Below are 14146 nucleotides of genomic sequence, written 5' to 3' on the forward strand. Positions count from 1 at the left end.
GTAGTCATGAGCGTGGTTCGGAAGGCTGCACCGTCACTGCGCCGGGCAACTCATGCCTTGTGCCGACGGTTTCCGGTGCAACGGTTTCAATGATGGCGGGCTGTTTCTGGGCCAACGTGTCGTCGTACACGGTTTGCTGAAATACGTTTTGCAGAATGGACAGGCAGATAAAGCAGACAATGCCTGCAATAATGGGGGTGGTTACCCAGCCGCAGGCAATGCCGCCCACGGTGCGCCAGCGGATGCCCCGTCCGCCCTTGAGCAGCCCCATGCCCACCACTGCGCCCACAATGGCCTGCGAACTGGAAACGGGAACCAGAGGCAGGGTGGGGAGGCCCATTCCCCTGAGAAAAGCCTCAAGGCTCTGCGAAGAAAACACAAAGAGCACAACCGAGTGCGCCCATACCGCAACAAGCGCCATGACGGGAGAAAGTTTGAATATGCCCCCGCCGATGGTCTGCATGGTGTGTCTGGAATAGGTGAACACCCCGACGGCAATGGCTATGCCGCCGATAAGAAAGAGCAACTGGGCGGAACTGAGCGGAATTACCCCGAAGAGCGTGACGTTACCGAAAGGGGATACCGGAACAAATACGCCCACGACGTTGGCGATGTTGTTCGCTCCCAGAGAGTAGGAACCGAAAGCTCCCACGGCGATCAGCCCGTAGCGGGTCCACTTGTCGAGTTTGAACAGGCTGATCCTGCAGGACGGAATGACAAAGGCCGCAAGCTTGTAGAAGGCAATGGCCGTTATGGCAGCCAGCGTGGGGCAGGCAACCCAGGTCATGACGATCTTGGTCAGCTCTATGGTGTCCGTGGGGGTGTCGGAAAAGAAGTTCCAGCCGAGAATGGCACCCACGATGGCCTGTGATGTCGAGGCGGGATACCGCGCCCGTATCATCATGTACACGCTCAGGGCAGCGGAAAAGGCCACCACGAACGCGCCTGCCAGAGCGTTTACCGCTCCCAGTTTGCCCAGTGTTTCAGAGGCCCCCGCACCGCTTATGACCGCACCCAGCAAGACAAACAGGCTGCAGCAGACGGCTGCAGTGTGAAACTTGACCATGCGCGAGCCCACGGCGGTGCCGAACACGTTGGCAGCATCGTTTGCGCCGAGGGACCAGCCCAGAAACATTCCGCTCGAGAGAAAGAAGAGAGACACTCTGTGCTCCTAGAACGCGCGCTTGAGTACGTATATGGCAAGGCTGTCGGCCATGTCTTCAGCCTGATCCGCAATGGCGTCCACGTGGCGGACGAAGGCGCTCAACTGGAGGCTTTCGCACAGTTCGAGGTTTTCCGTTCTGAAAATGGCGGTCTGCAGTCTGGTAGAAATCTTGTCTGCTTCCGCTTCCCAATAGGACACTTTATGCAGATGGTCGGAAACTGCCAGAATATTTTTGAAGAAAGATCGTATGGAGCAGGTAACCGCTTCAACTGCCTCTACCACGCATTCAACGAGAGCGAGAAGGTCTTTCACCAGCGTTTCGCGCATATTGGGCCGTTCAATTTCGAAGCGGAACATGGAGCCTTTGAAATGGCCGAGCAGCGAATCCATGCCTTCAATGAGGCGCAGCACGTCGCCGCGGGATTCGGGAATGAGGGTGCGGCGGTAAAGCAGATCCTCAATGGATCGGCGCAGCACGTCGGCCTGACGCTCTGTTTCCACCATATTCTCGAGATGGCCCTTGAAAGCATCAAGATTGTGGCTCGTGTAGGAATCGATGCCGCGTTTGTAGATGATACCGGATTCGCTCACCAGATCGAGAAATGCGTCAACCTTGTGCTCAATGCCGATTTTTTTGCGTAATATTCCACCGTAAGACATGACAGGACCCTTAGCGTGTTGCAAATAACTTTTGACTCAAAGGCGCTCCCCGCTCCGCCCGCAGGCGGAGCGGGGAATTTCGCCTAGGCGGTTTCAGCGCGATGTTTCTTGACGATGTTGATCAGCGGGGGAACGAGGAGCAACAGGGTCAGAATCCAGAGGACGATGGCCTGCGGGCTTGCAAAGAAGATGGAGAAGCTGCCGCGGCCCATGATAAGTCCCTGGGCAAATCCGGTTTCGGCAATGGGGCCCAGAATCAGACCGAGAATGAGGGCTCCCAGAGAGAAGCCGGTCTTCTTCAGGATGATGGCACCAACACCGAAAAGCAGACACAGGTAGATATCGAGCACGCTGTTGTGAATTGCGTAGGAGCCGAGCACCGAGAACAGGCACACGGTGGGAATGAGCAGTTCAACAGGAGTGCGGGATATCTTGGCGAAACGGGGGGCCATGTACAGGCCGAGAATGAGGAACACAATGTTGGCAAGGAAGAGCGATAAAATGAAGGCGTAGGTCATGGTGCCGTGCTTGGTGAAAAGCTCGGGACCGGGGATGAGGCCGTGCACCAGCAGGCCGCCCAGCAGTGCCGCAGCAACGCTGTTGCCGGGAATGCCGAGAGTGAGCGTGGGTACCAGCGAGCCGCCCACGCAGCCGTTGTTGCCGGCTTCTGCAGCGGCGATACCTTCAGGGTTGCCCTTGCCGAACAGGTGTTCGTTCTTGGAGCGGCGTTTTGCCACGTTGTAGGACAGGAAGGCCGCAATGGTTGCGCCTTCACCGGGAAGAATGCCGACGATGGTACCGGTGACGGAACCGAGGCCGATGTACTTCCACAGTCCCTTGGGCATGGGTTCGTTCTTGATTGCGCCGACATCTGCCGTGCCTTCCACCACGCTCTTCTTGCCGGTGAGGGCAAGCATCTGCGCGATGGAGAACATGCCGATGAGCGCGGGCATGAAGGCGACGCCTTCAAACAGGTCGGTAAGGCCGCCGGTGTAGCGCAGCATGCCGGAGATGGGGTCGGTGCCGACAACGGCGATGATCAGGCCGAGCAGGCCGGAGATGATGGACTTGATAAGGCCGCTTTCTTCGTCAGCCATGGAAACGATGCCGGCAAGGCCCAGAAGTGCCAGCAGGAAGTATTCCGGCGGGCCGAAAGAGAGAGCAAAAATGGCCAGCACCGGAGCCATGATGAGCAGAATGAACGTGGAGAATGTGCCGCCCCAGAAGCTCGAGATAACCGAGACTTTGAGTGCGAGTCCGGCGCGCCCCTGCTGCGTGAGTGGGTAGCCTTCCATAGCTGTTGCCACGGCGGCGGGAGTACCCGGCGTGCGCAGCAGAATGGCCGGAATGGAGCCGCCATACATGGCACCGCAGTATACGCCGCCCATGAGCACGAGACCGACAAGCGGTTCAAGAGTGAAGGTAACAGGAATAAGCAGGGCCACCGCCATGGTTGCGGTAAGGCCGGGCATGCCACCCACGACAACGCCGGCAACCGTGCCGATAACAACGGCAAACAGGGCTGCGGGGGCCATGAGTGCATTGAAAGCGTCGAGGATCATCATACGGTCTTCCCCTTATCCTAAGAAGCTGCATGCGGGCATAAAGACGCCCAGCAGTCTTTCGAAGACAATGTATATGAAGCCGAGAACCCCGGCAGTGGTCAGTCCGATGGAGAGGATTCTTCTGGCTCCCAGCAGATACATGGCAATGGGCAGGAACAGGCCGGAAGCAAGATAGAACCCGAGGTATTCAAACGTCAGCGTGTAGAGGACGAGCAGGCCGAGCAGACCCCAGAAGCGCACGGGCATATCCGCGATAACCAGCTTCTTGTTGCTGCTGTCATCCTTGTCCTTTCGTCTGGCCTTTCTGGCAGAGAGTGCCAGTTCGGCAACACAGAGGATACCGAGAGAGAGTCCGAGGAATCGTACGTATTCGGCCGTGGAGCCCTGAACGGATTGCGGGTAGGATGCGGTGCTGCTGTAAAGCAGCACCGCCAGTACCAGAAATCCGCCAAGCAGTAGTAACTCAGCAAGCTTTCTAGTCATGATAGTTTACCAGGGGTTTTTATCGTAGAAGGTCTGGGTTTCAACCTGCAGCTCGTCGAGGTAGGAACGGAAGTCCTTGCCGCTCATGGGCAGACGGCTGAACACGTTCTTTTCGCAGTCGGAAATGTAGTCGGGGTCGCTGTTGACCTTTACGAGCAGGTCGTCAAGCTTGTCCTGAATTTCCTTGTCGATACCGGCGGGAGCTGCAAAGCCGCGAACAGCGGTCATGGATACGGAAACGCCCTGTTCCTTGGCGGTGGGCACTTCGGGCAGCAGGTCAGAACGGACATCGGTCAGCATTGCGATAATGCGTGCGGTGCCGGCCTTCTGCTGGGAATGCATCTGGGAAAGGTTCATGAAGCTGGCATCGCAGTGGTTGCCGAGGATCATGGCCTTCTGCTCAGTGGAGCCCTTGGTGGGCAGCAGATTGAAGGTGGTGCCGGTGCGGTTTTCAAACTTCTTGGCAGCGATGAAGTCGTCGGAACCGATACCGTTCACAGCAACGGTCAGGGGCTTTGCCTTGGCGGCTTCAATGAAGGAAGCAAGGTCCTTGATGGGGCTTTCCAGCGGAACGGCGATCAGAACCGGATCGTCCACGGTGTTGCCCATGAGGTGGAAGCTGTCGAGGGTGTAGGTGGCGCGCTTGGCCACGATGTGGGAAACGACCTGGGTGGTGAAGAGCATACCGATGGTGTAGCCGTCGGTCTTGGAGCGGGCGATGAGCTCAAAACCCTTCTGGCCGCCGGAACCGGGCACGTTCTGCACTACGAAGTCGGCACCTTTCCAGTACTTCTTGGCAGCGTTGATGAAGATACGGGCGGTGGTATCAGTGGAACCACCAGCCTTGGAGGGAACGATGATGGTGATCGGCTTTTCCGGATACTCGGCAAAAGCATATGCCGGGAAGACGAACACCATGGCAAGAAGCAACGCAAACAGTTTTCTCATAACTCCTCCTTGAATGTTTCTCAGCAAACGAAACCTTCGTGACAACGTCGACCGGTTGCCCATCAACAGGCCGAGCCCGCAATGAATGAATGTAGAAGCAGCGTTGTTGGTCTGTTGTGCTGCCCTGATTTTCACTGGGTGCGGTCCCTATAGATCAAGGACCGTGCCAAGAGGTGTTTTTATGGTTAACATGCTGTTATTGTTTTTATTATGCATTTTGTGAGAGCGATGGGTCAGGGTTGCGGGAGTTTCAAAATTGTGTCAATTTTGACTCATCCGATCCTGTTTTGACCCGAAATCGGTTTGACCACCGGGGCAAAGCGGTCAACCGGGGGATTGTTGCCGCTATATAATGATTGGCGTGCTGTTCTGTTTTTCCGTGCGTTTCAGGGGCGGCCAGAACGTAAGGCTGCGACAGGACTTGAGCGGAGTTGCTGCCGCAACCCGCTTTTTTATTTGTATATTACGGACCCCTCAGCGGCGTTGCCCAGGTCTTGGAAGGGAAGAGAGTCGGTGCGGTCCGGACTCGGGAACGGGCGGTGACCGTCGCGGAAGGCCCCGGGTAACACGGTTATGTGTGAACGGTGTGATGTTTGCAGTGTGGCTGTGTGGGTGTTTGTATATGGTTGCGTCCTGTCCCTGAGGAGTGAGGGGGCGGGCATGTCGAGGGAGCGAGGGAGGTTGTCGATGGGGTGTTTGTGTGTGGAGCACAATGTGGGGTGGAAGAAGCGGGTGCTGGCTTTGCTTCTGCTCATGGGAGTCGCCCTTGCGGCAGCTCCCGAGAAGGCCGTTGCCGCGCGCCTTCAGATTTTAACATCGTTTTCGCCTGCGTTTTATGAACCGTTCATACAACGGTTCAATGCATTGCATCCTGATATAGAGGTCGCCATTCTGAACAAGAAGACGACCTCGGCCATTGATGAAGTGGTCAGGGGCAACAGCAGGCAGTTCGACCTGTTCTGGTCGTCATCGCCGGATGCCTTCGAGATACTGAAAAGCTCGCGAAAGCTGCGGCGGTCATCTCTGGGCAGGCAGCATAAAGTGTTGTTTGCAGGGGATTTGTCGGTGGATGATCCCGAAGGGTATTACTTCGGCTTTGCCCTTTCCGGTGTAGGGTGGATGTGGAACCAGTCCTACCTGCGGAAAGAGGGGCTCAAGCCCCCGCAAGGGTGGGCAGACATGGCGAATCCGGCCTATTACAACCACATGGCCATGTCCACGCCCACGCAGTCCGGTTCCACCCACCTTATCGTGGAAACCCTGCTGCAGGGCATGGGCTGGGAGAAAGGCTGGGCGCACCTTATGCACATAGCGGGCAATCTGGTCACGCTTTCCGCGCGGAGTTTCAGCGTGCCGGAAGGGGTGAAAAGCGGGTTGTTCGGCATGGGGCTGGTGATCGATATTCTCGGCCGTCCGCAGGATATGTCCAATCTTTCGTTCCGCTACGGTGAGCCGGTCTTTCTGGTTGCGGCGAGCATTGCCGCCCTGAAGAACGGTGCCAATACGAAGGAAGCGGAACTGTTCATCGATTTTGTGCTTTCACCGGAAGGGCAGGACATACTGCTCATGCCGGGCGTGAACCGCCTGCCGGTATCGCAGGCCATATATGACAGCGGCAAGCTTGAATCGTCGGCACTGCTGGCGCTTATCAAGGCCGGAAAATCCCGCCCGTACGATGCGTATACGGCGCAGCTGCGATATGGGCTGGTGAACAGGATGTTTGATGAACTCATTACCTTCAAGCTGCCGGAGCGGCGCAGAATCTGGAAACGGCTCATAACGCTGAGCAAGCAGGACGATGCGAATACTCCGGCTGTGGCCAATGTGCGGGAGAAGGTCTATGCGCTGCTCGGCGAGATTCCCGTAACCGAGGCGCAGAGCCGTGATGCGGAGTTTGCCGGAATATTCTCCTCACCTTCTTCTGCCAGAACGGGGGGAACGGTGATGCAGGGACAGATAGAACAGTGGCAGCGTTTCGTAAATGAACGCCTGATAAAAGCCAAGGAATTGCTGGACACAGTATCCGTCAAGAAATGAAAAAGAACATCCCGTTATTCTTCGGCATATGGGCCCGCCTGCTCATGGCCTTCGGCGCAATTGCGACCGTGACCGTGCTTGCGGTGCTCACCGCCCTTTTTCTGCTGGAACGGTCCAGTGATATCTTTGCCAACATTACGGAACGCCAGTTGCCGGAACTGGCGCAGGTTGCCAACTTTGCCGAGATAGGCGGTCAGATCATGGCCGTTGCTCCCAGCCTTGCCTCTGCGGCGGATGAAGAGGAGCAGGCAAGGGTGCGGACCGACCTTGATGGTCTGCTTGTGCGTTTTAAACGCGAGCTCGGGGTGCTTGAGCAGAACAACCCGCAGGTGGCCAGCGAGCTGGACCAGCTGGTAAAGCAGCTCACGGACAATCTGTTTGCCCTGCAGTTGCGCGTTGCCGACCGTCTGCGCCTTGAAGATGTGCTGCTGAAGAATATGGAGCGCCTGCGCTGGTTGTATTCCGACCTGCTTGGCGAGATAGAGCCGCTGGGTCAGGATCTGAACTACAATCTGGATGCCGAACTCGATCGCACCATAAGCGCGGCGGGTAAGGGCAACAGGCAGGCCGCCATGATTCGCCTGCGCACAACCCGCAGCCTCAAGAAAACCGTTGAAAGCATGGGCAACAACGGGGACCTGCTGGTGAGTCTGCTTCTGCAGGCGTCTTCGTCCGAGCGCGAGGCGCAGGTGGATAATCTCGCCGCCCTTGCGCGCGATACCGGCACCGCGCTGAAGCTGGCGCTGGAGGCATTTTCCGACGAGGCCAGCGCCCTTACCCTGCGCCATTCCCTGACTGAGATCATTGCCCTTTCGGAAGGGCCGGAAGGTGTTTTTGCCATCAAGAAGCAGATTCTCGAGGCAGAGGCGGACGGGCAGACCATGCTCGCCGACAACCGGCGCATTGTGGGACTGCTCAGAAGTTCCATCGAATCCATTGTCGAGCACAGCCAGCAGGAAGCCTTTGAGGCTGCCGAAGTGACCAAAAGCAAGCTGGAACGCGCCACATGGTCGCAGCTCGGGCTTGTGTTCCTGAGCCTTGTCATAGCAGCCTGCGTCATGTGGTTCTATGTGCGCGGCAGCATTGTTGCGCGGCTCAACGCCCTTGCCAACAGCATGCGGGCCATTGCCCATGGTGATCTTGCCCACCCCGTGCCCGAGGCCGGAGGCGATGAGATAGGGCAGATGGCAGCAGCGCTGCGCGTTTTTCGCGATACTGCCCGCACGGTGGAAGAAGCCAATGCGCAGGCCATTATCGATAATGCGGCCGTAGGCCTTGTAATCGTCGAGCCTGACGGGGAAATACGGTTCTTCAACCCCATGGCGGCCACGTTGTTCGGCGTGGAATCCGGCGGTATGACCGGCCGCTCGCTGTTTTTCCTGCTTTCAGAGAGGGACAGGGCGCCCCTGCGTGAAGCGATCGCCTTTACCTTCAACGGTGGCACGGACCAGATTCAGGTGCTCTGTCTGGGCGTCAGAAGCGACGGCAGCGAGTTCCCCGTGGAAATGGTGGTGCGGCCCATTCAGCAGCGCTCGCAGCGGCGGCTCATGATCACCATGAATGACGTGACCGAGCGTGAAAAAGCTGAAGAATTGCTGCGCCGACGGGTGAAGATCAAAACAGACCACCTGAGCCGTATCAATGAGCGCCTGCGTCAGGAAGTGAAGGAACGGCGCAGGGTGCAGGATGAACTGGTGCAGGCGGGCAAGCTCGCTGCTCTGGGGCAGCTGTCCGCGGGCATTGCCCATGAGCTCAACCAGCCGCTTTCTGCCATCCGCTATTACATCCACAACGCACGGCTCTTGCTGCAGCGCGGGCAGCTGGACATGCACGAAGAGAATATCGGCAAGATCAGCGAACTGAGCGAACGCATGGCCAAGATGATCAACCATCTTAAGTCGTTCGCGCGTCTGCCTTCCAACAAGCTGCAGCCGGTGGATGTTGTTCCGGCAATGGATCATGCGCTTTCGTTGCTGAACCGCAGAATAGCGGATGAGGGCATTGTCATAGAACGGCATTATGAAAACCGCCCCCACATTGTTCTTGCGGAAGACATACGGCTTGAACAGGTGCTTGTGAATATCGTGGGCAACGCCGTGGATGCGGTGTCGCAGCAACCGCAGGATAACAGGCGCATCACGCTGGATATCGTGGAGCGCGGCAACTGGCTGGCCATTGAGGTGGTGGACAGCGGCCCCGGCATTCCCGCCGAAGTTCGCGAGGCCATATTCGACCCCTTCTACACCACCAAGGAGGTGGGCAAGGGGCTCGGGCTGGGACTTTCCATTTCCTATAATATCGTGAAGGACATGCGCGGAGCCATAGAGGCTTCTGCCGCAGAAACCGGCGGTACCCGGTTTGTCATTTCATTCCAGAAGGTTGATGAGCAGGTATGACAACAATAGGTGAAGTTTTTCTCGTAGATGATGAAGCGGAGATCCGGCAGGCCTGCCGGCAGACCTTTGAGCTGGAGGGCTATGCCATCCGCACGTTCAAGTCTGCCGATGAAGTGCTGACCGAAATCTCCCCCGACTGGCTGGGTGTCGTTATCAGCGATGTGAGAATGCCGGGAATGGATGGGCTTGAGCTGCTGCGGCGGATCAAGGAACTGGCTCCCGAATTGCCCGTGATCATCCTTACGGGGCACGGCGATGTGCCCATGGCGCTGGAAGCCATCCGCCTCGGCGCGTACGATTTTCTGGAAAAACCCGCACCGCCTGAATATCTGATAGACGTGGCCAGACGCGCTCTGGACGCACGCCGCCTCTGCCTTGAAAACCGCAACCTGAAACAGCAGCTGGAAACCAGTTTTGATCTGGAATCCCGCATTCTGGGCAATTCTCCGGGTATCAAGCAGTTGCGGCAGACTGTTGCCAGCCTTGCCACCATTGATGTGGACGTGCTTCTGCTTGGTGAAACAGGGGTCGGCAAGGAACTCACCGCCCGTTCCATGCACGAATGCGGCGCCCGCAGGGCAGGGGCCTTTGTGGCGCTGAACTGCGGTGCCATTCCTGCCAATCTGGTGGAAAGTGAACTGTTCGGTCATGAACGGGGCGCTTTTACCAGTGCCATGAACCGGCGCATCGGCAAGATAGAGCAGGCACAGGGCGGCACCCTGTTCCTTGACGAAGTGGAATCCATGCCGCTGGACATTCAGGTCAAGCTGTTGCGCGCCCTGCAGGAGCGCGTGGTGGAGCGCGTGGGCAGCAACAAGAGCATTGCCGTTGATTATCGTGTTATTGCCGCTTCCAAGATCGGCCTGCGCGAGGCCGTGCGCAGCGGCGCCTTCCGCGAAGACTTGTTCTATCGCCTGAACGTGGCGCGGGTGGCCATTCCACCCCTGCGGGAACGGACAGAAGACATCATGCTGCTGCTTCGCCACTTCATGGGCATCATGTCTGAGCGGTTCCACAGGGCCATTCCCGAAATTTCTCCCGAAACCATGAGCAAGCTGCAGCAGTATTACTGGCCCGGCAACGTGCGCGAGTTGCGCAACGTGGCGCAGCAGCTGGTTCTGGGGTTGCCGCTCGATCTTTCCGCGGCGCATCTGAGTGATGATGGCGACGATTCTCCCCGCCTTTTCGACAAGGCTGCTCCGCTGGACGACCTGATGGAGCAGTATGAAAAGCAGGTGATTGAAGAAGCCCTTGCCCGTAACGAAGGGAAGATCGAAAAAACAGCCCAGTATCTGGGTATTCCCCGCAAGCGGCTGTATCTGCGCATGCAGAAATACGGCTTGCAGAAATAGCCGGACAGGCCGGTGGAAGGGGCGCCCGATTGCATGAAAAGGTCCACCTGTCAGTTCAGACGGGGCATCAGGCTGCTGACGAGAACAGTTCTGTCTTTGGGCTCCACCGGGCAGGAACCTAACGTTTCTGCACCTCGTATACGCGATGGAAATCCGTTTTGGGGATCTCAGTTCCGGCTTGACGGGGTTGCGAGTTTCTTGAAAACGAGGGGTTGCCATTAAATCAAGGCCCCGTCTGTCAATTCAGACGGGGCCTTTGTCTTGTCATGCGGCCTGCTTGTGCAGGATGGGTCAATTTTGACCCGTACTATTTGCAGTATGCTTCAAAAGCCTTGCGGATGGACACGGCAGCCAGCAGCGTGCGGGGCAGAATGGTGTCTGCCAGCAGGTATTCATCTGTTGTATGCAGCTTGCCGCCGATGGGGCCGAGTCCGTCCAGCACCGGAATGCCGGTCTGAGCGATGAAGTTGGCGTCGGAACCGCCGCCGCGCTGCATGCTGGTTACGGGAATGCCGAGTTCACGGCCAATGCCTTCCACAAGGGCATAGAGGCCGAGTATGGCATCGTTGGTCGGCATGGCCGGACGCATGGTCCTGATGGCGAGGGTGCATTCCGTGCCGTTGGTCTGCGGATTGGCGGCCAGGCGCTGAATGGTGTCCCACATGCGGGTTCTGCTGTCTTCGTCCCGATAACGGAATTCCACCACGGCAGTGGCGTGTTCAGACACGGTGTTTGCACCTGTGCCGCCCTCGATATGTCCTACGTTGAGGGATATGCCTGCCTGCGGGTCGTTGAGGGCTTCCAACTGCTGAATCTGGCGGGCAAGCTCCAGAATGGCGCTCGATTTGTCGGGGCCTGCGCTGCCCGCGTGGGCTGCCTTGCCTTTGATCACAAGGTCGAAGGCTATGCGCCCCTTGCGGCCTATGACCAGATCGCCGTTATCGCCTGCCCCTTCCATTACCAACGCCACATCACTTTTGTGCGCTTCCTGCAGAATAAGTTCGGAAGAATGCGTGGAACCGGTCTCTTCATCCGAGTTGCAAATAAACGCAACAGGCATGTCCTTGAGCAGGCCCGCGGCATCCAGCGCCTTGAGGGCGTAAAGCCCTGCGACAAGGCCGGACTTCATGTCCGCAACGCCGGGACCGTAAAGCGTATCACCCTTGCGGGTGAAGGTGTTGAAGCCCATCTCAGGCGGAAATACGGTGTCCATATGTCCGCACAGCAGCACGCCTTTTCCACCTTGGGTGCGCGGCTTTGTTTCGATGACGATGTTGTCGCCGACCTGCGCGCGGGCCTCACGGCGAACCGAAAAACCGGCTGTTTCCGCGGCCTTTGTCATGATGGTTGCCACCGCATCGGTACCGGCCTTGTTGGGGGTGTGGCTGTTTGTCAGCACCAGCTCTTCGAGCAGGGCCAGCATTTCTCCTTCATGACGTGCCAGATAGTCCTTGATGGTTTCAATCATTATGCAACTGCCTGTGGTTGTTGGTAGGGGGCTGAATGTATTCTTTCTTCCGTTTGTGGTAGTGGAAACTGCGTATTCCCGCAATCATTGTGAGGGTGCTCAATCAATCAAAATTCCTTGAAGATCAAGCTGAAAACAAGTAAGGCTTGATAGGTTTGAGTGAAATCACCTAGCAAGGAGAGTCCCATGCGTAAAAAATTACTGGCTACGTTCATCACCCTCGCACTGCTGACCGTCGGCGTTTCCGGTGCCTATGCCCAGACACTGACAGTGGGTATGAAGGGCGAACCCACGTCTCTTGACCCGCATTTCCACAACGTGCAGGCCAATAACATGCAGGCAATCTGGCTTTTCGACAAGCTCATTCGACAGGATTCCCGTCAGAGGCTGGAACCCGGTCTGGCTGTGTCATGGGAGCCGGTGAGCGAAAACGTATGGGAATTCAAACTCCGTGAAGGCGTAACCTTCCATGACGGTTCCCCCTTCACCGCTGAAGACGTGAAGTTCACCATTGAACGTATTCCCAACGTTCCCAACAGCCCCTCTTCCTTCGCTGCAATGGTGTCTGCTGTTACCAAGATCGAAATTGTCGATCCGCACACCATCCGTTTCCACACTGATGCTCCCGCACCGCTTCTGCCCCGTAACTTTGCGGCCTTCAATATTGTCTCCAAGAAGTACGGTGAAGGCGCTTCCACCTCCGATTTCAATTCCGGCAAGGCTGCCATAGGCACCGGTCCCTACAAGCTGGTGGAATGGAAGCGCGGCGACAGCCTCGTTTTTGCCCGTAACGATAACTACTGGGGCGAAAAGCAGCCCTGGGATACCATTGTGGTCAAGCCCATCAGCAACGACGGTACCCGTGTGGCAGCCCTCAAGGCCGGTGACGTTGACCTTATCGACTTTGTTCCCCCCGCTGACGTGAAGCATCTCGAAGCCGATGCCAAGCTGCGACTGGTGAAGTGTCCCTCCACCCGTCTCATCTATCTGCATCTCGACTCCAACCGCGACGAAACCCCCATGGTGACCGACAACGCCGGTAACGTGATCAAGAACCCCATGAAGGACGTGCGCGTGCGCAAGGCCATTTCCAAGGCCATCAACCGCGATGCCATTGTGGCGCGTATCATGGAAGGTCTTGCCGTTCCCGCTGCTCAGATGGTTCCGGACGGGTACGAAGGCACCAGCACCACGCTGAAGCCCGAAGCATTTGATCCCAAGGGAGCCAAGGCCCTGCTGGCAGAAGCGGGCTATCCTGACGGATTCAAGATCACCATTCACGGTCCCAACGACCGTTACGTCAACGATGCCGACATCGCGCAGGCCGTTGCCCAGATGCTGAGCAAGGTGGGCATCAAGACCGAAGTGAACACCATGCCCAAGAGCGTGTACTTCTCCCGTGCTTCGGCCCTTGAATTCAGCCTTATGCTGATGGGCTGGGCAACGGATACCGGCGAGCAGTCCAACTGCGTAGCCTCGCTGCTGCACACCTATGATGAGGAAAAGGGCTTCGGCGCTTCCAACCGCGGCCGTTATTCCAATCCCGAGGTGGACAGACTGCTGGAAGAAGCCCTTGTGACCGTTGATCCTGCCAAGCACAATGAGCTGATCATCAAGTCCACCGAACTCGGCCTGAACGACGTGGGCATCGTGCCTATCCATTATCAGGTGAACGTGTGGGGCATGAAGAAGGGCCTGAACTACAACGGCCGCACCGACAGCTACACGCTGCCGCGCGAGATTTCCGAAGTAAAATAGCCCGCAACGGGGAGAGGGCTGCCTTTTCCCCGACTATTGCCTGAAGGTGGCCGGAGTATCCATACGGATGCAAAGGAGGGGGGAAGGATACGGTGATCGCTCCGTGCTCCTTGCACCTCAATTCCTTTGTCCGGCCTCACTATGTATGCTATGTGACCGGAGGGGTGAAGTGTCATCCCTCCGGTCTATATCCCGATCCGCGTGTCCGGTTGTCCGGTGCATGTATACGTCTATTCGCTGTGTTCTTTCGGTTTCCACTCCGGTTGCAGCAGGCGCGCGGTCCCTTTCCTGACCTTATCGGAGCGTCACCTTTT

General features: G+C 57.4%; 10 protein-coding genes. 4 read left to right on the forward strand and 6 right to left on the reverse strand.

The window, feature by feature from the left end; translation table 11 throughout:
* Positions 1 to 4: 4 nt before the first annotated feature.
* From HUV30_RS07910 to HUV30_RS07930, 5 genes are all read right to left on the reverse strand, one after another.
* Positions 5 to 1162: an inorganic phosphate transporter gene (locus HUV30_RS07910; protein WP_205245205.1), complete on the reverse strand. Its 1158-nt coding sequence runs from the start codon at positions 1160 to 1162 to the stop codon at positions 5 to 7.
* A gap of 9 nt (positions 1163 to 1171) precedes the next feature.
* Positions 1172 to 1825 carry a DUF47 domain-containing protein gene (locus HUV30_RS07915; RefSeq protein ID WP_174404901.1) on the reverse strand — a complete coding sequence of 218 codons (654 nt, stop codon included), beginning with the start codon at positions 1823 to 1825 and terminating at the stop codon, positions 1172 to 1174.
* 83 nt (positions 1826 to 1908) lie between these two features.
* Positions 1909 to 3390: a tripartite tricarboxylate transporter permease gene (locus HUV30_RS07920; RefSeq protein WP_243452116.1), complete on the reverse strand. Its 1482-nt coding sequence runs from the start codon at positions 3388 to 3390 to the stop codon at positions 1909 to 1911.
* 12 nt (positions 3391 to 3402) lie between these two features.
* Positions 3403 to 3873, reverse strand: coding sequence for a tripartite tricarboxylate transporter TctB family protein (locus tag HUV30_RS07925; protein ID WP_174404902.1), 471 nt, complete (start codon positions 3871 to 3873; stop codon positions 3403 to 3405).
* A gap of 6 nt (positions 3874 to 3879) precedes the next feature.
* Complete coding sequence (locus HUV30_RS07930; protein ID WP_174404903.1) at positions 3880 to 4821, reverse strand: Bug family tripartite tricarboxylate transporter substrate binding protein; 942 nt, start codon at positions 4819 to 4821, stop codon at positions 3880 to 3882.
* Between the two features lie 687 nt (positions 4822 to 5508).
* Between HUV30_RS07930 and HUV30_RS07935 the strand changes: the two genes are divergently transcribed.
* From HUV30_RS07935 to HUV30_RS07945, 3 genes are read left to right on the forward strand one after another with little or no spacing between them, the layout of a single operon-like run.
* Positions 5509 to 6858, forward strand: a complete 1350-nt coding sequence (locus HUV30_RS07935; RefSeq protein WP_174404904.1) for an ABC transporter substrate-binding protein — start codon at positions 5509 to 5511, stop codon at positions 6856 to 6858.
* Entirely contained in the window at positions 6855 to 9254 is a 2400-nt protein-coding gene (locus tag HUV30_RS07940; protein WP_174404905.1) for an ATP-binding protein, read from the forward strand. Before HUV30_RS07935 ends, HUV30_RS07940 begins: the two co-directional genes overlap by 4 nt.
* A complete protein-coding gene (locus HUV30_RS07945) occupies positions 9251 to 10606 on the forward strand; it encodes a sigma-54-dependent transcriptional regulator (protein WP_174404906.1) in 1356 nt (451 codons plus the stop codon). The genes HUV30_RS07940 and HUV30_RS07945 overlap by 4 nt, the downstream gene beginning before the upstream one ends.
* 307 nt (positions 10607 to 10913) lie before the next feature.
* Here HUV30_RS07945 and HUV30_RS07950 read toward each other — a convergent pair whose 3' ends face one another.
* Positions 10914 to 12074 (reverse strand): M20 family metallopeptidase, encoded by a 1161-nt coding sequence (locus tag HUV30_RS07950; RefSeq protein WP_174404907.1) that lies wholly within the window; start codon positions 12072 to 12074, stop codon positions 10914 to 10916.
* 186 nt (positions 12075 to 12260) lie between these two features.
* Here HUV30_RS07950 and HUV30_RS07955 point away from each other — a divergent pair, with 186 nt between their 5' ends.
* Complete coding sequence (locus HUV30_RS07955; RefSeq protein ID WP_174404908.1) at positions 12261 to 13832, forward strand: ABC transporter substrate-binding protein; 1572 nt, start codon at positions 12261 to 12263, stop codon at positions 13830 to 13832.
* The last annotated feature ends 314 nt before the right edge of the window (positions 13833 to 14146 follow it).

It is taken from the genome of Desulfovibrio subterraneus, assembly GCF_013340285.1.
Lineage (GTDB): Bacteria > Desulfobacterota > Desulfovibrionia > Desulfovibrionales > Desulfovibrionaceae > Halodesulfovibrio > Halodesulfovibrio subterraneus.

Bases quoted from the DNA above. Each gene is read 5' to 3' on its own strand.
- HUV30_RS07915 (WP_174404901.1), bottom strand. From the start codon at position 1,825: ATGTCTTACGGTGGAATATTACGCAAAAAAATCGGCATTGAGCACAAG.
- HUV30_RS07920 (WP_243452116.1), bottom strand. From the start codon at position 3,390: ATGATGATCCTCGACGCTTTCAATGCACTCATGGCCCCCGCAGCCCTG.
- HUV30_RS07925 (WP_174404902.1), bottom strand. From the start codon at position 3,873: ATGACTAGAAAGCTTGCTGAGTTACTACTGCTTGGCGGATTTCTGGTA.
- HUV30_RS07930 (WP_174404903.1), bottom strand. From the start codon at position 4,821: ATGAGAAAACTGTTTGCGTTGCTTCTTGCCATGGTGTTCGTCTTCCCG.
- HUV30_RS07935 (WP_174404904.1), top strand. From the start codon at position 5,509: ATGGGGTGTTTGTGTGTGGAGCACAATGTGGGGTGGAAGAAGCGGGTG.
- HUV30_RS07940 (WP_174404905.1), top strand. From the start codon at position 6,855: ATGAAAAAGAACATCCCGTTATTCTTCGGCATATGGGCCCGCCTGCTC.
- HUV30_RS07945 (WP_174404906.1), top strand. From the start codon at position 9,251: ATGACAACAATAGGTGAAGTTTTTCTCGTAGATGATGAAGCGGAGATC.
- HUV30_RS07950 (WP_174404907.1), bottom strand. From the start codon at position 12,074: ATGATTGAAACCATCAAGGACTATCTGGCACGTCATGAAGGAGAAATG.
- HUV30_RS07955 (WP_174404908.1), top strand. From the start codon at position 12,261: ATGCGTAAAAAATTACTGGCTACGTTCATCACCCTCGCACTGCTGACC.